This is a genomic window from Hymenobacter sp. APR13, from assembly GCF_000737515.1.
Lineage (GTDB): Bacteria > Bacteroidota > Bacteroidia > Cytophagales > Hymenobacteraceae > Hymenobacter.
This window is the reverse complement of sequence record NZ_CP006587.1, coordinates 1765038-1782637: the sequence shown is the minus strand read 5'-3', so window position 1 is coordinate 1782637 and position 17600 is coordinate 1765038. Positions and strand designations below refer to the sequence as shown.

13 protein-coding genes are annotated in these 17600 nt (G+C 61.9%); 7 read left to right on the top strand and 6 right to left on the bottom strand.

The window, feature by feature from the left end; all coding sequences use genetic code 11:
- Positions 1-107 precede the first annotated feature (107 nt).
- From galE to rfbA, 4 genes are all read left to right on the top strand, one after another.
- Entirely contained in the window at positions 108-1133 is a 1026-nt protein-coding gene (gene galE / locus N008_RS07410) for a UDP-glucose 4-epimerase GalE (protein WP_044014935.1), read from the top strand.
- A gap of 134 nt (positions 1134-1267) precedes the next feature.
- Positions 1268-2320 carry a dTDP-glucose 4,6-dehydratase gene (gene rfbB, locus N008_RS07405; RefSeq protein ID WP_044014933.1) on the top strand — a complete coding sequence of 351 codons (1053 nt, stop codon included), beginning with the start codon at positions 1268-1270 and terminating at the stop codon, positions 2318-2320.
- Positions 2321-2444: 124 nt separating this feature from the next.
- Positions 2445-3452 (top strand): SDR family oxidoreductase, encoded by a 1008-nt coding sequence (locus N008_RS07400; protein WP_044014932.1) that lies wholly within the window; start codon positions 2445-2447, stop codon positions 3450-3452.
- Positions 3453-3525: 73 nt separating this feature from the next.
- Positions 3526-4404 (top strand): glucose-1-phosphate thymidylyltransferase RfbA, encoded by an 879-nt coding sequence (gene rfbA, locus N008_RS07395; protein ID WP_044014930.1) that lies wholly within the window; start codon positions 3526-3528, stop codon positions 4402-4404.
- A gap of 151 nt (positions 4405-4555) precedes the next feature.
- Here the strand turns inward: rfbA and chrA are convergent, their stop codons facing one another.
- Positions 4556-5761: a chromate efflux transporter gene (gene chrA, locus N008_RS07390; protein ID WP_052381847.1), complete on the bottom strand. Its 1206-nt coding sequence runs from the start codon at positions 5759-5761 to the stop codon at positions 4556-4558.
- 219 nt (positions 5762-5980) lie between these two features.
- Positions 5981-6958, bottom strand: coding sequence for an isopenicillin N synthase family dioxygenase (locus N008_RS07385; RefSeq protein ID WP_044014928.1), 978 nt, complete (start codon positions 6956-6958; stop codon positions 5981-5983).
- Between the two features lie 151 nt (positions 6959-7109).
- Between N008_RS07385 and N008_RS07380 the strand changes: the two genes are divergently transcribed.
- Positions 7110-7925 carry a hypothetical protein gene (locus N008_RS07380; RefSeq protein ID WP_231569796.1) on the top strand — a complete coding sequence of 272 codons (816 nt, stop codon included), beginning with the start codon at positions 7110-7112 and terminating at the stop codon, positions 7923-7925.
- Between the two features lie 156 nt (positions 7926-8081).
- Here N008_RS07380 and N008_RS07375 read toward each other — a convergent pair whose 3' ends face one another.
- Complete coding sequence (locus tag N008_RS07375) at positions 8082-10046, bottom strand: hypothetical protein (RefSeq protein ID WP_044014924.1); 1965 nt, start codon at positions 10044-10046, stop codon at positions 8082-8084.
- A gap of 395 nt (positions 10047-10441) precedes the next feature.
- Here N008_RS07375 and N008_RS07370 point away from each other — a divergent pair, with 395 nt between their 5' ends.
- The gene (locus tag N008_RS07370; protein ID WP_044014922.1) at positions 10442-12484 is read left to right on the top strand and encodes an OmpA family protein; all 2043 of its coding nucleotides are present in this window, start codon (positions 10442-10444) and stop codon (positions 12482-12484) included.
- Between the two features lie 266 nt (positions 12485-12750).
- Here the strand turns inward: N008_RS07370 and floA are convergent, their stop codons facing one another.
- The 3 genes from floA to proS all read right to left on the bottom strand — a co-directional run bounded on the left by floA (position 12751) and on the right by proS (position 16028).
- Complete coding sequence (gene floA, locus N008_RS07365) at positions 12751-13752, bottom strand: flotillin-like protein FloA (RefSeq protein WP_044014920.1); 1002 nt, start codon at positions 13750-13752, stop codon at positions 12751-12753.
- A gap of 94 nt (positions 13753-13846) precedes the next feature.
- A complete protein-coding gene (locus N008_RS07360) occupies positions 13847-14314 on the bottom strand; it encodes an NfeD family protein (RefSeq protein WP_044014917.1) in 468 nt (155 codons plus the stop codon).
- Between the two features lie 238 nt (positions 14315-14552).
- Complete coding sequence (proS, locus tag N008_RS07355; protein ID WP_044014915.1) at positions 14553-16028, bottom strand: proline--tRNA ligase; 1476 nt, start codon at positions 16026-16028, stop codon at positions 14553-14555.
- Between the two features lie 195 nt (positions 16029-16223).
- Between proS and N008_RS21435 the strand changes: the two genes are divergently transcribed.
- Complete coding sequence (locus N008_RS21435) at positions 16224-17570, top strand: hypothetical protein (protein ID WP_052381300.1); 1347 nt, start codon at positions 16224-16226, stop codon at positions 17568-17570.
- Positions 17571-17600: the final 30 nt, after the last annotated feature.

Below are 17600 nucleotides of genomic sequence, written 5' to 3'. Positions count from 1 at the left end.
AGGCGCAGCCGCAGTCGAAGCATCTCTACCAAGGGTAATTAATTACTACCACAACGAAGCGGTAGAGATGCTTCGGCTGCGCTCAGCATGACACACAACGAACTGCTATGGAACGCACGAAAATACTAGTAACGGGAGGCGCGGGCTACATTGGCTCGCACGCGGTGGTGGAGTTGTACGAGGCCGGTTTTCAGCCGATTATCATCGACAATTTCAGTAACTCGCGGGAGTCGGCGCTGACGGGCGTAGAGGAAATTCTGGGCGTGAAAGTGCCGCTGCACCGCATCGACTGCAACGACGCCGAGGCGTTGCGGGCGGTGTTTGCCGAGGAAGGCAGTCTGCGTGGCGTGATTCACTTCGCGGCCTACAAAGCCGTGGGCGAGTCGATGCATAAGCCGCTGGAATACTACCAGAACAACGTCGGCTCCTTGCTTACCTTGCTGCAGGTGATGCGCGAGTTTGGCGTGGAGGCCCTGGTGTTCTCGTCGTCGTGCACCGTGTACGGCGTGCCCGACGCGCTGCCCGTCACCGAGCAGACGCCCACCAAAAAGGCCAACTCGCCCTATGGCGCTACCAAGCAGATGTGCGAGGATATCCTGCGCGACGTAGCCGCCGCGCCCGAGAACACGCTGCGCACCATTCTGCTGCGTTACTTCAACCCGATCGGGGCCCACGCCTCGGCCAAAATCGGGGAGCTGCCGCTGGGCGTGCCCCAGAACCTGATTCCGTACGTGACCCAGACGGCCGCCGGCATCCGCGAGCAGCTCACGGTGAATGGTGACACCTACGACACGCCCGACGGTACCAACATCCGCGACTACGTGCACGTGGTGGACCTGGCCAAGGCCCACGTAGTAGCCGTGCAGCGCCTGCTGGACAAAACCGGCGAAACGGTGGAAACCTTCAACGTGGGTACCGGCCGCGGCAACTCGGTGCTGGAAGTGGTGCAGGCTTTCGAGCGCGCCACCGGCCAGAAGCTGAACTACAAAATCGGCCCCGCCCGCCCCGGCGACGTGCCGGCCATCTACGCCGACGTCACCCGCTCGGTGGAAACTTTGGGCTTCCAGACATCTGCCTCCCTGGAGGAAGCCTTGGCCAGCTCCTGGAAGTGGCAGCAGGCCTTGGGTAAGTAAACGAGAAAAAAGAACGTCATGCTGAGCGGAGCGAAGCATCTCGCGTGCTGACTCAGGATTAGTAACTCAACATCAGCACGCGAGATGCTTCGGCTCCGCCTCTGCATGACGTTCTAAATACAAACGAAATCAATATGAAAATCATCATCACCGGCGGGGCCGGCTTCATTGGGTCGCACGTGGTGCGCCTGTTCGTGACCAAGTATCCGGAGTATCAGATTCTGAACCTGGATGCGCTGACCTACGCCGGCAACCTCGAAAACCTGCGCGACATTGAAAACGCGCCCAACTACCGTCTGGTGAAAGGTGACATCACCGACCAAGCTTTCGTGGACAACCTGTTCGCCACGGAGCAGCCCGACGCCGTGATCCACCTGGCTGCCGAAAGCCACGTGGACCGCAGCATCACCGACCCGCTGGCCTTCGTGAAGACCAACGTGCTGGGCACGGTGCACTTGTTGAACGCCGCCAAAAACCTGTGGAAGCCGCTCAACTACGAGGGCAAAGTGTTCTACCACGTGAGTACCGACGAGGTGTACGGCTCTTTGGACTTCGGCCCCGAGATGTTCACGGAGGAAACCAGCTACGACCCCCGCTCGCCCTACTCGGCCTCCAAGGCGTCGTCGGACCACTTTGTGCGGGCCTGGCACCACACCTACCACATGCCGGTGAAGCTGAGCAACTGCTCCAACAACTACGGCCCCAACCACTTCCCCGAGAAGCTGATTCCGCTGGCCATCCACCGCATTCAGCACGGCGAAGCCATTCCGGTGTACGGCAAGGGTGAAAACGTGCGCGACTGGCTGTTCGTGAAAGACCACGCCACCGCCATCGACGCCGTATTCCACAAGGGCACCGTGGGCGAAACCTACAACATCGGCGGTGTGAACGAGTGGGCCAACCTGGAGCTGATTCATCTGCTCTGCGACACCCTGGACGAGAAAACCGGCAAGGAGAAAGGCACCTCGCGCAAGCTCATTAAGTTCGTAACCGACCGCGCCGGCCACGACCTGCGCTACGCCATCGACTCGAGCAAAATCATGAACGAGCTGGGCTGGAAACCGTCCGTTACCTTCGAGCAGGGCCTGAGCCAGACGGTAGATTGGTATCTGGAAAACCAGGAGTGGTTGAACAACGTCACCAGCGGCCAGTATCAGGAGTACTACCAGAAGCAGTATAACCGCTAGGTCAGAAAGAACGTCATGCTGAGCTTGCCGAAGCATCTCTACTGCTGACGTTTGAGTAGTATTCAAGCGAAGCGGTAGAGAGGCTTCGACAAGCTCAGCATGACGTGCTGATTATCCCCAAGAAATGTACAACACTCCTTTTCACGACCAGCCGCTCGATAACCTGAGCTTCCTCGTTACCGGCGGAGCCGGCTTCATTGGGTCAAACCTGGTGGAATACCTGCTCAAGTACGGCGCCAAAGAGGTGCGTGTGCTGGATAACTTCTCCAACGGCTTCCGCAAAAACGTGGCGCTGTTCGAAAGCAATCCGGCCCTGCGCGTCATCGAAGGCGACATCCGCGACCGGCAGACCTGCATCGACGCCTGCAAGGGTATTGATGTGGTGCTCCACCAAGCGGCCCTGGGCTCCGTGCCGCGCTCCATCAACGACCCCATCACGAGCAACGACGTGAACGTGGGCGGCTTCGTGAACATGCTGGTAGGAGCCAAGGAAGCGGGCGTGAAGCGCTTCGTGTACGCGGCCTCCAGCTCCACCTACGGCGACCATAAGGCCCTGCCCAAAGTGGAGGACCGCATCGGTAAGCCCCTCTCGCCTTATGCCGTCACCAAGTACGCCAACGAGCTGTACGCCGACGTGTTTGGCAAGACTTACGGCATGGAAATCATCGGGCTGCGGTACTTCAACATCTTCGGCCCGCGCCAGGACCCGAACGGGGCCTACGCCGCCGTGATTCCGTTGTTCATTGACGCCGTGCTGGAAGGTCGGCCGCCCCGCATGAACGGTGACGGGGGCCAGACCCGCGACTTTACCTTTGTGGAAAACTGCGTGCAGGCCAACATCAAGGCGGCGCTGGTGCAGAACCCTGAGGCCGTGAACCAGGTGTACAACGTGGCCGTGGCCGACCGCACCTCGCTCAACGACCTGTTCAACATCCTGAAGGCCGAAGCCGGCTCCGACATCACCCCCGAGTACGGCCCCGACCGCGCCGGCGACATCCGCGACTCCCTAGCCGACATCAGCAAGGCCAACAACCTGCTCGGCTACCAGCCCCAGATCCGTATTCAGGAAGGCCTGCAAAAAACGCTGGAGTGGTTCAAAACCAACCAGGAGTTTATTGCCGAGCGGAATTAGTCCGTCTGTCATGCTGAGCTTGCCGAAGCATGACGTTCTTTTATCCAAGTCCCCAAGCCCTCAAGACCCTACTATGAAAGGCATCATCCTCGCCGGCGGCTCCGGCACCCGGTTGCACCCCCTTACCCTGGCCGTATCCAAGCAGATGATGCCGGTGTACGACAAGCCGATGGTGTACTACCCGCTGTCCATCCTGATGATGGCCGGCATCCGGGAAATCCTCATCATCACCACGCCCCACGACCAGGAGCAGTTCAAAAAGCTGCTCGGCGACGGCTCCAAGCTGGGCTGCCGCTTCGAGTACGTGGTGCAGGAAGTGCCCAACGGCCTGGCCCAGGCCTTCGTGCTCGGGGCTGACTTCATCGGTACCGATAAAGTGGCCTTGGTGCTCGGCGACAACATCTTCCACGGCGAAGGCATGGAGGAGCTGCTCAAGAGCAACAACGACCCCGACGGCGGCGTGGTGTACGCCTACCACGTACACGACCCCGAGCGCTACGGCGTGGTGGAGTTCGATGCCGACAATAAGGCCCTCAGCATCGAGGAGAAGCCTGCCAAGCCCAAGAGCAACTACGCCGTACCCGGTCTGTACTTCTACGACAACGACGTAGTGCAGATTGCCCGCGACCTGAAGCCTAGCCCCCGCGGCGAGTACGAAATCACCGACGTGAACCAGGAGTACCTGCGCCGCGGCAAGCTGAAAGTAGGCATCCTGGGCCGCGGCACCGCCTGGCTCGACACGGGTACCTTCGAAAGCCTGATGCAGGCTGGCGAATTCGTGCGCGTGCTGGAGCAGCGCCAGGGCCTGAAGGTGGGCTCGATTGAGGAAGTGGCCTACCGCCAGGGCTTCATCGACGCCGACCAGCTGCGCAAAATTGCTGAGCCTCTGCGCAAGAGCGGCTACGGCGACTACCTCATGCGCCTGCCCGAGCAGCTGATGCTGAAAGGCTAGCAGCAGCGCGAAACCAAGCCCGTCATGCAGAGGCCGGAGGCCGAAGCATCTCGCTAGTGTAGTAGATTCATTTACCACACTGGCGAGATGCTTCGGCCTCCGGCCTCTGCATGACGGGCTTCTGCATGACGTTCTTTCGTTACGTTCTGCCTCAAAACACCGCCCCGGCCAACAAACCCGCCAGCACAATCATATAAGACGGCATCTTCTCCCAGAGCAGCACGAAAAACGTGACGCCGATGAGGGTGAGGTTGATGGGCGTATCGGGTAGCGGGTGGTAGAGTAGAAACACGGCCGCGCACACTAGCCCGGCCGAAACGGCATTCACGCCTTCCAGCGACGCCTTCACGACGCGGTACTGCTTGAGTTGGTCCCAGAAGCGGATTAGAAAGAAAATGAGCAGCGTGCCGGGCATGAAGATGCCGGCCGCCGCCACCAGCGCCCCTATCACCTGCCCGCCAATGCCGTAGTCGCGCATGGCAAGGGCCCCGATGTAGGAGGCAAAGGCGAAATTGGGGCCCGGCAGCGCCTGCGTGAGGCCGTAGCCCGACAGAAACTCTGGCGCCGACAGGTACTGCTTGAACTCCACGAACTCGGCAAATAGCAGCGGCGCCAGCACCTGCCCGCCCCCAAATACGAGGCTGCCGTTGCGGTAAAAGTTCTCGAACAGCAGCACCGGCAGCTCGCGGGTATAGTGGCCCAATACGGCCGCCCCAATAAACACGCCGCCCCACAAAATGAAGTTGGCCCACTCGATGCGCAGCGGCTGCTTGTCGAGGATGGGGGCGTGCTTGCGGTAGCGGAAGGTGGTAACCAGGCCGCCGCCGAGTAGCAGCAGCGGCAGCACCTGCGGCAGCTGGAAGCGGTATGCCAGCATGGCCGCGCCTACCATCAGCGCCACTGACGTTTTGGTATGGATGACTTTCTCGGAAATCTTATAGGCCGAGTACGCCACAAAACCCACCGCAATGGGCTGCACGAAGCGGACCAGCTGCGTCACCTGCTCTTTATCGAGGTAGCTCATGGCCACGCCGGCGGCCGTCATGATGCCCACGGCGGGCAGCATCCAGACCAGCAGGGTGAGGTAAGCCAGGTTGGGCCCGCCCAGCCGAAACCCGATGGCTGTGATGGTTTGGGTGGACGTAGGCCCGGGCAGCAGCTGGCAGAGCGCCATAATTTCCAGCAGCTCAGCCGAGGTGAGGTAGCGCCGCTTGTCCACGAGCAGGCGCAGCATCATGGCGGTATGGGCCTGCGGGCCGCCAAAGGCCGTGACGGCCAGGGCGGCCACGTCTTTCAGAAAGATAATGCCCCGAACCCGACGCGTCCGGGCACCCCGGCGGCGGGGCGGCGGGGCCAGCTGCACGTCATCGGGGGGCGGAAGGGGCGGAGTGGAAAGCACAGACCTAAGGTAGCAGAAGCTTTAGTTTGTGCCGGCAGACACCAGGCGAAATATGCGGCTGACCCGGAAAAAGGAAGGCCTTAAAAACGGTCATTCCGACGAAGGAGGAATCTGGATAAAGCCGCTGAACGGTTTTACTCAGATTCCTCCTTCGTCGGAATGACAGTACAGAGTACCTTACTTCTTCTTCAGGCCCAGCTCAATCAGGCGCTCGTTCAGGAACTCGCCGGCCGTGATGTCGGCTTCCTTCTTGGGGTTTTCGGGCGTTACGCAGCTTTCCAGCGCGGCCAGGCTCATTTCCGAGCGTGGGTGCATGAAAAACGGCACCGAGAAGCGCGAGGAGTTCATTTTCTCGCGGGCGGGGTTCACCACGCGGTGAATGGTGCTCTTGAGCACGCCGTTGGTGAGACGCTGCAGCATGTCGCCTACGTTCACCACAATCTGGTCGGGCAGGGCCGTAATCGGAATCCACTTGCCGTCGCGGCGCTTCACCTGCAAGCCATCGGCCGAGGCGCCCATGAGCAGCGTAATCAGGTTGATGTCGCCGTGCTCAGCAGCCCGAACGGCATCGGCCGGAACGGCGTCCGGGTCTTCGATGGGGAAGTAGTGGATGGGGCGCAGGATGGAGTTGCCATTGCGCACCTTGTCGTCAAAGTAGTTCTCGGGCAGCTCCAGGTACAGTGCAATGGCGCGCAGCACGTCCTTGCCGGCTGCTTCCAGGGTGCGGTAGGTGGTGAAAGTGCTCTTCTGGAAGCTGGGTACTTCTGACGGCCAGATGTTGGCCGGATATTCTTTGCCGATGGGGTCGGTGTCGTCTTCCACTTCCTGGCCCACGTGGTAGAATTCCTTCAGGTCGCCGGTGTTGCGGCCTTTGGCGTGCTCCTTGCCTTTGCTGATGTAGCCGCGCTGGCCGGCCAGCTCCGGGTTTTCGTAGCGCTGCTTGGTTTCGTCGGGAAGAGAAAAGAAGCTTTTCACGTCGGCATACAGCGAGGCAGTCTGCTCATCGGTGAGGCCGTGGTTCTTGAGAGCCACAAAGCCAATGTTCTGATAGGCTTCGCCGAGCTGCTGTACGAAGCGGGCCTTGCGCTCCGGGTCACCGGAACGGAAGTCGGCCAGGTCGAGGGAGGGAATTTCTTCCAGCAGTTTTTCTTCCATCTTAGAAAATCACTATACTTTTGGACAATGAATGCGTACCGCGCAAGGTACTTAAAAAACCAACGTTTTACCGGCGCCGGATGTTTCCGGAGGCTTCGCTCTTTCCCACTTTCACACCTGTTTTCAGCGTAGTATGAACTTCTCTCCTCTTATGCTTGGCACGGTTGTGCTGCTGGGTCTGGCTGCCTGCGACACCGCCAAGCAGGCCACGGAATCCTCGGCCTCCACCACCGATACCGCCGCCGCCACCATGGCCAACACGGCCGCTACGCTGGAAAAAAACGGCATCCGGCTCACGCCCTTCACCAACTCGCCCCGCTTCCCGGAGGCGCAGCTGGCGCTGAAGTCGCCGCCGGCTGGCTCGGTGGTGCCCAGCGGCACCGTGGCCTTCGACTACGACCTGAGCAACTTTCAGCTCACCAAAATGACTGGCGGCGCGCACGCCGGCCACCTGGCCAACTCGCAGAAAGGCCAGCACATCCACAACATCGTAGACAACCAGCCCTACTCGGCCCACTACGAAACCGAGTTCAGCAAGCCCATATCCGACGGCCAGCACGTGGTGCTGTCGTTTCTGTCGCGCTCCTACCACGAAAGCCTCAAGCACCGCGGCGCCTACGACCTGCGCGTGGTGACGGTAGGCAAGGCCGCCCCCGGCACGCCCACCTTCGACCTGAAAGCGCCGCACCTGTTTTACAGTCGCCCCAAAGACGTGTACACCGGCGCCGACAAGGAGAAGGTGATGCTGGATTTCTACCTCGTAAACACCACGCTGGAGCCCGGCGGCACGCAGGTGCGCGCCACCATCAACGGCGCCGAGTTCATGCTGGACCAGTGGGCTCCCTACATGATGGAAGGCCTGCCAGTGGGCGAAAACACCGTGAAGCTGGAGCTGGTAGACGCCAGCGGCAACCTCATTCCTGGCCCCTACAACTCCGTCACCCGCACGTTCTCACTGCAGCCGTAGGTTCAGGGTTTAGAAAATAGGGCTTGGGGCTTAGGCAATAGTGCTTAGAACTTGGCAAATAGGGCCTGGGGCTTAGGACACAGAGGTTCGTCATCGGTTACTGGATGGCGAATCCCTGGTTCCTAAGCCCCAGGCCCTATTTCCTATGCCCCATATCTAAAACTGCCGCACGCGCCAGGCCAGGGCCACTTCGAAATAGGGGTAGAGGTTGTGGGTGGCGCGGTCCAGGTCGTCGGGGGTGTAGCTGGGACCTACGAAGGGGCCGGTGCCGGGGCGGTAGCGGTAGAGCGTGCGCAGCTCCTGCAGCCATAGGCTGGCCGAGAGAGCCAGGGCGCCGGCCCGCCGCTCGTAGGCTACATCGGGGCCTTGCTGGCGGGTGAGGGCGCGCAGGTAGATGAGCGAGGAGCCACCCGCATTCTGCACCAGCGCGGCGCGGGCGTGGGTGCGCTGCTCCAGAAATCGGTAGCCGAGGCGTAGACTGCTGGCGCTGGCCACCGGCCGGCGGCGGCCCGTCCAGCCGTAGCGCAGGCCGCCGCGCAGGTCGTGGGTGATGGTGGTGTCGAGGGGGCTTTCCTTGAAGGCGGGCCAGCGCAGCAGCCCTACGCGGTTTTCGCGGCGGGCATAGTCCAGCACTGTGAGCAGGTGGGGCGTGAGCTGATACGTGAGGTTCTGCTGCTGCTCCAGCACCCGGCTGGCGCGGTTGCGCAGCTGCTCGCTGGCCCGGTCGCGCACCTGGTAGCTCACCCACAGATGGTAGGTGCTCCGAATGCTGAAGCGGCCGGGGGCCCACGTAAAGCCCGGCTCCCAGTGCAGCAGCCGGTCGGTGTAGTTTTCAGCGCTGAGGGCGGCCCGGATAAACACAAACTGCCGGTACTCGCCGGCCATGGCCAGGCTGGTGCGGAAGTTGCCGCGCCAGCGGCCGGTCCAGGTGAGGCGCAGTTGGTGCTGGGCCTCGTCGCGGTCCTGCTGGTTGTCTTTGCTGGGGGCGGCCACGCGCAGCAGCTGGGCCGCGCCGGTCAGGGAAAGCGCGTGGCGCGGCAGTGGCACCCAGGTCAGCTCGCCCTGCCACTGGGTGGTTTGCTCGGTGATGTCCTTGATTCGCTCCCGGGCCAACGCCAGCTCGTACTGGGCCGGCGCGAGGTTGCGGGTGTTGCGGAGGTCGTAGGCGCGGTTGCGCTGCCGGTAGTTGAAGTTCAGCACGGCCTGCACCTTGCGCGAGCCCAGGCGCAGCTCCTGGCGCGTGTCTAGCTCGCGCTGGCGGTAGCCCAGGTTCTGCAGCGTGTCGGCCTCGGGCCCCAGGCGGCGGTAGGCGAAGGCCCGGCTGGGCAGCGCCACGGCATTCACCGACCGGAACGACACCTTATCCGACAGGCGGTAGGCCCAGGTTAGCTCGCCGGCCAGCGTGTCGCTCTGGATGCGCTGCACGTTGCCGGGCACGTAGTCTTCGGCGCGGTGGGCGCGATAGGCACCGCGCAACGTGCCGCTGGAGTATTGGTCGAAGGTGTGCTCGTAGTAGCCCTCGGCCAGCAGCCGCTGCCACACGCGCGGCCCCAGCTGGGCGCGGGTGCCCAGCACGCGCAACGACAGCGGCGGCGCGGCGGCACCCCGCAGAAACGCCAGCGTCGAGAAGTCGAAGCCGTAGGCCGGGCCGGTGTCCTGGCGGCCGTTGCGCGCGTCCTGCACCACGCCGCCAAACCCAATCAGCCGCAGCACCGACAGCGAGTCGGTGGCCTGGGAGGGCAGCAGGCGGGGCAGGGCCTGCTCGTAGCCGAGGCGGGCCAGCCAGAGGCCGGTGCGGGTGGCGTTGGCCCGGCTTTGCTCGTAGCGCACAAACTGCCCCGCGCGCCAGCCCCGCTGGCCCAGATCCACGGTGTGCAGGGCATCGGCGGCGTAGTCCTCACGCACAAACGGAGGCTGGCCGCGCGAGTCGTAAATCCACTCACTCAGGAGGCGGTAACGTAGCTGCTGGCGGCGGCCCAGGTGCAGCGTGCCCAGCGCGGCCGTGCGCTGGGCGTAGGTGCTCACACCCACGCGCCGGGCCTGTGTGGTGAGCAACAGCAGCGAGTCGGGGGTGGGAGCAATGGTGCGGGCCAGCAGCGGCTGCGTGCCGGCATCTACCAAAGCCTGCGACCGGCCAGGAAGAGAGGCGAAAAGGAAGGTGCCAACCAGTAGAACTTGCCCGAGGAACCCCCACCATTTTTCGGCTGTTCGACAGGCTGTTAGCAGCCCTGTTCCGGCGCCCGCAGAATTTGCAACGGAATAGAAAAACTCCATGATAAATACAGCGCAGCGCCAGACGTCAAGCAAGTTACTTCATCGGCTGGCGCGCCGCAACCGGCGCTGATTTTTACCCTTTCATCAAAAATTAACAGGGCCAGGCATCGTATGTGCGTACCTTTGAGGTTCATGTATCGGGTATCCGCAACTTCGGAGCCCTACCTCACGTCTCCAATGGCTGGGAAGCTCCTGCTTCCGGCTTGCGCGGGGGCACAAGCTCTAGTTTTGCCAATCAGCTTATGAGTGTTCAGAAATTTCTACTGTCGGTAGGGTTGGTAGTGGGAGGGTTCGTGAGCGTACAGGCACAACACGCCGTGTGGGCGGCGAAAGTAGCGGCGGTATCGTCGCAGAAAGCGGAGGGTAAAGAGGCCTTCTCGCCGGAGAAAGTATTGGGCGAGCCCAATGCCCAGCCGCTGGGTCAGGTCAGCAACGAAGCCTGGATTCCGCGCAAGGAAAGCAACGACGAATTTATTGAGGTGCGCTTTGGCAAGTCTTTGATTGCCAAACAGGTGACGGTGGTGGAGAATTTCAACCCCGGCTCCGTGGTCAAGATTGAGCTGATTGATACCCGCGGCGGCAAGCACCAGGTGTACGCCAACGACAGCCCAGGCCCGATTCCGGAGCAGTTTCGCTCGTTGCAGGTGACGTTTTCGCCGGGCACCTACCGCACCATCGGCGTGCTCGTGACCATGAACACCAAGGCCGTGAACGGCGTCAACCAGATCGACGCCATCGGCATTGCCGACGTGGCCGAAACGATGGTGAAGAAGGAGTTTAAGAGCGAGTCGGAGGGCGTGAAGATTGACTCGGCCATGGTGAACCTGGGCCCGAACGTCAACTCCAAGTACGTGGACACGCACCCGGTTATCTCGCCCGACGGCCGCACGCTGTTTTTTGCGCGCCAGGAAAGCCCCCAGAATGTGGGCGGCGCTAATGACGTGCAGGACGTGTGGTACAGCACCCTGGGCAACGCCAAAAGCAAGCCCTGGAACCCGGCCAAGAACATCGGCGGCCCCATCAACACGCCCGGCCCCAACGGCCTGGCCTCGGTGTCGTCGGACGGCAATACGGCCGTGCTCATCAACGTTTACAACGAAGACGGCACGCTCGACCCCAAGGGCGTGAGCATGAGCAAGCGCACCAAAACCGGCTGGAGCCGCCCCGAGAAGATCAACATTGAGGATTTCTACAACGACGACGAGGAAAACGTCGACTACTTCCTGGGCACTTCGGGCAAGGTGTTGCTGATGGCCGTGGAGCGCAAAGACGGGCAGGGCGGCCAGGATATTTTCGTGAGCTTCCGCAACGCCGACGGCAAATCGTGGAGCAAACCGCGCAGCCTCGGGCCCAGCATCAACACCAAAAAGCCAGAGTTTGCGCCTTTTTTGGCTTCGGATGGCAAGACGCTGTACTTCGCCTCGGAGGGCCATGGCGGCTACGGCAAGAGCGACGTATTCTACAGCAAGCGCCTCGACGACAGCTGGACCAACTGGACCAAGCCCCGCAACCTGGGCCCCAACGTCAACTCCCCCGATTTCGACGCCTACTACGTGGTGTCGGCGGCCGGCGAGGATGCCTACTTGGTTTCCACGCGCAATGGCACCGGCAACTCCAAAGACATCTTCCGCATCGGCCTCACGCCCCAGTTCAAGCCCGAAGTGGTGACGTTGGTGCGCGGCCGGGTACTGGACGCTGCCACCAAAAAGCCGGTGCCGGCTACCATCAAATACGAAAACCTGCTCACGGGCGAGGAAATCGGGGTGGCCGAAACCAACCCGGTGGACGGCTCCTACACCATCGTGCTGCCCTCGGGCATTCAGTACGGCTACCGCGCCGAGGCCCCCAACTACCTGGCCGAAGCCGACAACCTCGATGTGACGGACCGCCAGAAGTATTCCGAAGTCACGCAGGATTTGTACCTCGTGCCCTTCGCCGTGGGCCAGACCATCAAGCTGAACAACATCTTCTTCGCTCAGAGCAAGTACTACCTGCGCGAAAACTCCTACCCCGAGCTGCTGCGCCTGGTGCGCACGCTCAAGGAGTACCCAAACGTGGAAATCAAGCTGGAAGGCCACACCGATAACCAAGGCGACCCGGCCCTAAACCTGAAGCTCAGCCAGGACCGCGTGAACGAGGTAAAGAAGTTTCTGGTGCAGAAGGGCATCAAAAGCACCCGCATTGCCACCGAAGGCTACGGCGACACCAAGCCCGTTGCCAGCAACGACCAGGAAGAAACCCGCAAGCTCAACCGCCGCGTGGAGTTCCGGATTACGAAGAAGTAGGGCCTCACCCCCCCGGCCCAGCAAATGCTTGATGCGCTTATCCCGTGGAGAGGGGGAGCCAGCCGACTGCAACGCAGCACCTTCGGCTGACGCCTCAGATGCCGCTACTATAAACTGCAAAGCGCCTCTACCTTGTGGTAGGGGCGCTTTGCGTTTAGTGCTCTAAACAAAATTGGTGAGCAGTTGCGGAGGCGCCAGCCGACGTGGCGGCGTTGTAGTCGTCAGGCTCCCCCGCTCCACGGGAGAGGGGGCCGGGGGGTGAGGCTCTACGACAGCCGCCCTTCGTCGCGGCCGGGCTTGCTGCTGCTGCTCTGGCCACCGGGGTTGGCGATGGAGTCGCGCATGTCGGTGTCGGCCTGTACGTTGCGCATTTTGTAGTAGTCCATCACGCCCAAGTTGCCGGAGCGGAAGGCTTCGGCAATGGCCTTCGGGATTTCGGCTTCGGCCTCCACCACGCGGGCTTTGGCTTCCTGGGTTTTGGCGCGGTTTTCCTGCTCCACGGCCACGGCCATGGCGCGGCGCTCCTCGGCCTTGGCTTCGGCCACTTTGAGGTCGGCAGTGGCCTGGTCGATCTGGAGCTTGGCGCCGATGTTCTCTCCGATGTCGATGTCGGCAATGTCGATGCTCAGGATTTCGAAGGCGGTGCCGGCATCGAGGCCCTTGCTGAGCACGAGCTTGGAAATCTTGTCGGGGTTTTCGAGCACTTCCTTGTGCGACTTCGACGAGCCGATGCTGGTCACGATGCCTTCGCCAACGCGGGCCAGGATGGTTTCCTCGCCGGCGCCGCCCACCAGCTGCGTGATGTTGGCGCGCACCGTAATCCGGGCCTTGGCAATCAGCTGGATACCGTCCTGTGCCACGGCCGCCACGTTGGGCGTGTTGATGACTTTGGGGTTTACGCTGGTCGTTACAGCCTCGAATACGTCGCGCCCGGCCAAGTCGATAGCGGTGGCCTGCTTGAAGGTGAGCGGGATGTTGGCCTTATCGGCCGAAATCAGGGCCTTGATGACGCTGGGAATGTTGCCGCCGGCCAGGTAGTGGGTTTCCAGGTCGTTAGCAGTCAGCTCCAGGCCGGCCTTGGTGCTCGTAATCATGGAATTGACGATGAGGGACGGCGGCACTTTGCGCACCCGCATAAACGCCAGCTGGAACAAACTCACCTTCACCCCCGAAAACAGCGCCGTAATCCAGAGGCTGATGGGGAAGAAGTACAGAAACACCAGCAGCACAACGGCCCCGACGATAATCGGAAGGAAGGGAGGATTCATGCGAGTAAGGTAGTGGTTAAATGGTTGGATTGTTAAATGGCTGTCTTTTCTGAATCACTCGTCAGAACAGACAGCCATTTAACCATTCAGCCATTCAACTATTTGCTTCCACCACAATGCGGTTTTGCTCGATGCGCAGCACGCGCACCTCGGTGCCGGCCGCTACAAACTCGCCGCGGGTAGTTACCTCGCGGCGGTTTTCGGCGAAGAGCACGGTGCCGGCCGGGCGCAGGGCCGAGAGCGTGCGGCCGGTGGTGCCGGGCTGCACGTCGGGCAGGCGGGCGTCGCGCACGTGGCCGCTGTTCACGTCGTTGAGGGCCACGCGGGCCAGGTTTTTGGGCCGCAGCCCCACGTACACCAGCAGCCCCGCCACCACCACCGACGAGGCCAGCAGTACGTGCCCGGTGCCGGAGCCCAGGTCGCGGTAGGCAAACCAGACGCCGGCCGCCAGCAGCGCAAAGCCCAGCAGCCCCACCACCGTCGTGCCCGGAATAAAGATGACTTCGGCCGCCAGAAACATCAGGCCAAAAAGCAAAAGCAGCGCAACGGTAAGCCAGTCCATAGCAGGGGAGGAGTTAGGTCAGGAAAAGATAAGCACAGGTTCACGGATTTTTCGGATTAGACGGATTTCACGGATTTTGTGGACGGCGCTGTGTTGCTTTCTTCAGCCGAAAACCAACGGAAATTAGTTGGAACCCAATGAAAAGAGGCTTGCTGATGGGCAAGCCTCTTTTGCTGTAACAGAACGGTAGCCGTTCACAAAATCCGTGAAATCCGCCTAATTCGAAAAAATCCGTGATTTAGTAGGCCCGGGCGAAGTACACGCGGCGCTTGCTGGGCTTGCCGGTCAGGATGCAGGTGCCGTCCTCGTCGGGTTCCGAGAGGGCCATGCACCGGATGGTGGCTTTGGTTTCCTCCTTGATGCGCTCCTCGGTTTCGGGGGTGCCATCCCAGTGGGCCACCACGAAGCCGCCTTCGCCTTCCAGCGCCTGCTTGAACTGCTCGTAGGTATCCACGCGGTGCGTGTGCGTCTCGCGGAACTTGTGGGCGCGGTTGTAGATGTTGGTCTGGATGTCGTCGAGCAGCGCGGCTACGCTGTTCACGATGTCGGCCAGGGGCAGGTTCATCTTTTCCTTGGTGTCGCGGCGGGCCACTTCCACGGTACCGGCGTCGAGGTCGCGCATGCCCACGGCCAGGCGAACGGGCACGCCTTTCAGCTCCCACTCGGCAAACTTGTAGCCAGGGCGCTCGGTGTCGCGGTCGTCCACTTTCACCGAAATACCACGCTCAAGCAGCCCCATCTGCATCGGGCGGATGCGCTCCAGCAGCTCGTCGAGCTGGCCGGACTTGTAGATGGGCACGATGACCACCTGAATGGGGGCCAGCTTGGGTGGCAGCACCAGGCCTTCGTCGTCGGAGTGGGCCATCACGAGGGCACCCATCAGGCGCGTGCTCACGCCCCAGCTGGTGCCCCATACGTACTCCAGGCCGCCTTCCTTGCTTTGGAACTGCACGTCAAACGCCTTGGCGAAGTTCTGGCCCAGGAAGTGCGAGGTGCCGGCCTGCAGGGCCTTGCCATCCTGCATCAGCCCTTCGATGCAATAGGTGTCCTCGGCGCCGGCAAACCGCTCGTTTTCGGTTTTCACGCCCTTCACTACGGGCAGCGCCATCCACTCCTCGGCAAACTGGGCGTACACCTCCAGCATCTGGCGGGTTTCGGCTACGGCTTCTTCGGCGGTAGCGTGGGCGGTGTGGCCTTCCTGCCACAGAAACTCGGCGGTGCGCAGAAACAGGCGGGTGCGCATTTCCCAGCGTACCACGTTGGCCCACTGGTTGATGAGCAGCGGCAGGTCGCGGTAGCTCTGGATCCAGCCTTTGTAGGTGCTCCAGATGATGGCCTCCGAAGTGGGGCGCACCACCAGCTCCTCTTCCAGCTTGGCGTTGGGGTCGACGCGGAGCTTGCCGGGGTTGTCGGGGTCGGTCTGCAGGCGGTAGTGGGTTACTACGGCGCATTCCTTGGCAAAACCCTCGGCGTTTTTTTCTTCCGCCTCGAACAAACTTTTGGGGACAAACAGCGGGAAATAAGCGTTTTGATGGCCCGTGCGCTTGAACATATCGTCGAGCGTACGCTGCATTTTCTCCCAGATGGCGTACCCGTATGGTTTAATCACCATGCAGCCTCGTACAGCGGAATTCTCAGCCAGGCCGGCGCGCTTCACCAACTCATTGTACCACAGGGAATAATCCTCGCTCCGCTTGGGCAAACTTTTGCTCATGTTTCAGGTATCTTTGGTAAGTTGAAAAAGTTCCCGTTTTGGCCCAAGATTTGTGCTAGACATTTCGGCACCGTTTCGTCGCCAAATTACGTTATTAAACCGGAGCCTGTCGTCTCGGTCTGCAACTGGTGTAGGCAAGTCTTCGGTGTTTGAGTAGCTGCTTTCTTTCGCCCGCCTCCTTTTTTGTTAGCCGTCATGAAAAAAATCCTCTCTACCCTGCTGCCTGCCTTCTCCCTGCTCACGCTGGGAGGCTGCGCAAGCACCGCCGGGCTTTCCACTACGGAAAGCGACGGCGTCTATTATTCTTCCTCTGACCGCACCACGCAAAGCGCGGCGGCGGTAGCGGCGGCCACGCCCGCCACCCGCGACGAGCTAACGAACCCTGACTACACGGAGCAAGGCAACTCGGCCGCTACCGACGAAAGCACCGAATACTACGACGATGACTACGCGTATTCGTCGCGCATCCGGCGCTTCCATCAGCCCTACTACCGCAGCTTCGGCTACGGCTACAATGACTTCGTGTTTGCTGACCCCTTCTGGTACGGCGGCCCCGGCTACTACTCTGCCTGGGGTCCCAGCTACGGCTACGGCGGTTACGACCCCTTCTGGGGCTATGGCGCCTACGGCAGCGGCATCAATATCAATATCGGCTTTGGCAGCCCGTGGGGCTGGGGCCGGCCCTGGGGCTGGAACCGTTGGGGCGGCTACGGCCGTGGCTATTATGATGGCTTCTATAACGGCTACTACGGCGGCGGCTACGGCGGTTACGGTGGCGGTTATTACGGTGGTGGCTTCGGTGGCTATTCCGGTGGCGGCCGCTCAGTGAACCAGCGCTACGGGCCGCGCAGCAGCCGTAGCGCCGAAGCCGTTACGTCGGGCCGCACGGGCTCCGGCACCGGTGTCGGTGGTGTGGGTACGAGCACCGGTGGAGGCCGGGGTCGCGTCACGGAAGGTGGCTTGGTGGCTCCGGACGGCAACACGTCCGGCAACGTGGTGGGAAGCACCCCCGCTACCATGCCCGGCCGCCGCAACGTGCGCATGACGGATGCCGCTACCAGCGGTACGCCCGGCGTCCGGGGCACCCGCAACCCTGATCTTGGTACCGATGGGGCCGCCGGCCAAACGGTCCCCGACCGCAACAATGGCATCACGCGCAGCCCGGCGCTGCAGGATGCTGCCACTGAACGGCCTACCCGCAGCTACGAAGGTCGCCGTTGGCGCGTAGCGCAGGATGGTGCCGGTAGCGCAACACAGCCACAACCTTCTACCGACTATTCGCAGTCGCGCCGCAGCAACCGCAGCATCTTCAACCAAAGCCAGCCCCAGGGCAGCAGTGGGCAAGCCACGGAGCAGCCGGTTCGCCGGTCGTCTCCGCAACGCACCTATGAGGCTCCGCAGCGCAGTGCTCAGCGCTCGTATGAAGCTCCCCAGCGTAGCTACGAGGCACCTAGCCGGTCCTCAGAGCCTTCGCGCAGCTACTCGCCGCCTTCCGGCGGTGGCGGCAACAGCGGCGGCGGCGGCCGGGGCCGTGTGAACTAAGCAGCCTGCTGCATCCTGAAACCGAATCTG

Coding starts and splice junctions, on each gene's coding strand:
- proS (WP_044014915.1), bottom strand. CDS start 16,028: ATGAGCAAAAGTTTGCCCAAGCGGAGCGAGGATTATTCCCTGTGGTAC.
- floA (WP_044014920.1), bottom strand. CDS start 13,752: ATGAATCCTCCCTTCCTTCCGATTATCGTCGGGGCCGTTGTGCTGCTG.
- N008_RS07380 (WP_231569796.1), top strand. CDS start 7,110: ATGCTTGGCACGGTTGTGCTGCTGGGTCTGGCTGCCTGCGACACCGCC.
- N008_RS07385 (WP_044014928.1), bottom strand. CDS start 6,958: ATGGAAGAAAAACTGCTGGAAGAAATTCCCTCCCTCGACCTGGCCGAC.
- N008_RS07360 (WP_044014917.1), bottom strand. CDS start 14,314: ATGGACTGGCTTACCGTTGCGCTGCTTTTGCTTTTTGGCCTGATGTTT.
- N008_RS07370 (WP_044014922.1), top strand. CDS start 10,442: ATGAGTGTTCAGAAATTTCTACTGTCGGTAGGGTTGGTAGTGGGAGGG.
- rfbB (WP_044014933.1), top strand. CDS start 1,268: ATGAAAATCATCATCACCGGCGGGGCCGGCTTCATTGGGTCGCACGTG.
- N008_RS07400 (WP_044014932.1), top strand. CDS start 2,445: ATGTACAACACTCCTTTTCACGACCAGCCGCTCGATAACCTGAGCTTC.
- N008_RS21435 (WP_052381300.1), top strand. CDS start 16,224: ATGAAAAAAATCCTCTCTACCCTGCTGCCTGCCTTCTCCCTGCTCACG.
- galE (WP_044014935.1), top strand. CDS start 108: ATGGAACGCACGAAAATACTAGTAACGGGAGGCGCGGGCTACATTGGC.
- rfbA (WP_044014930.1), top strand. CDS start 3,526: ATGAAAGGCATCATCCTCGCCGGCGGCTCCGGCACCCGGTTGCACCCC.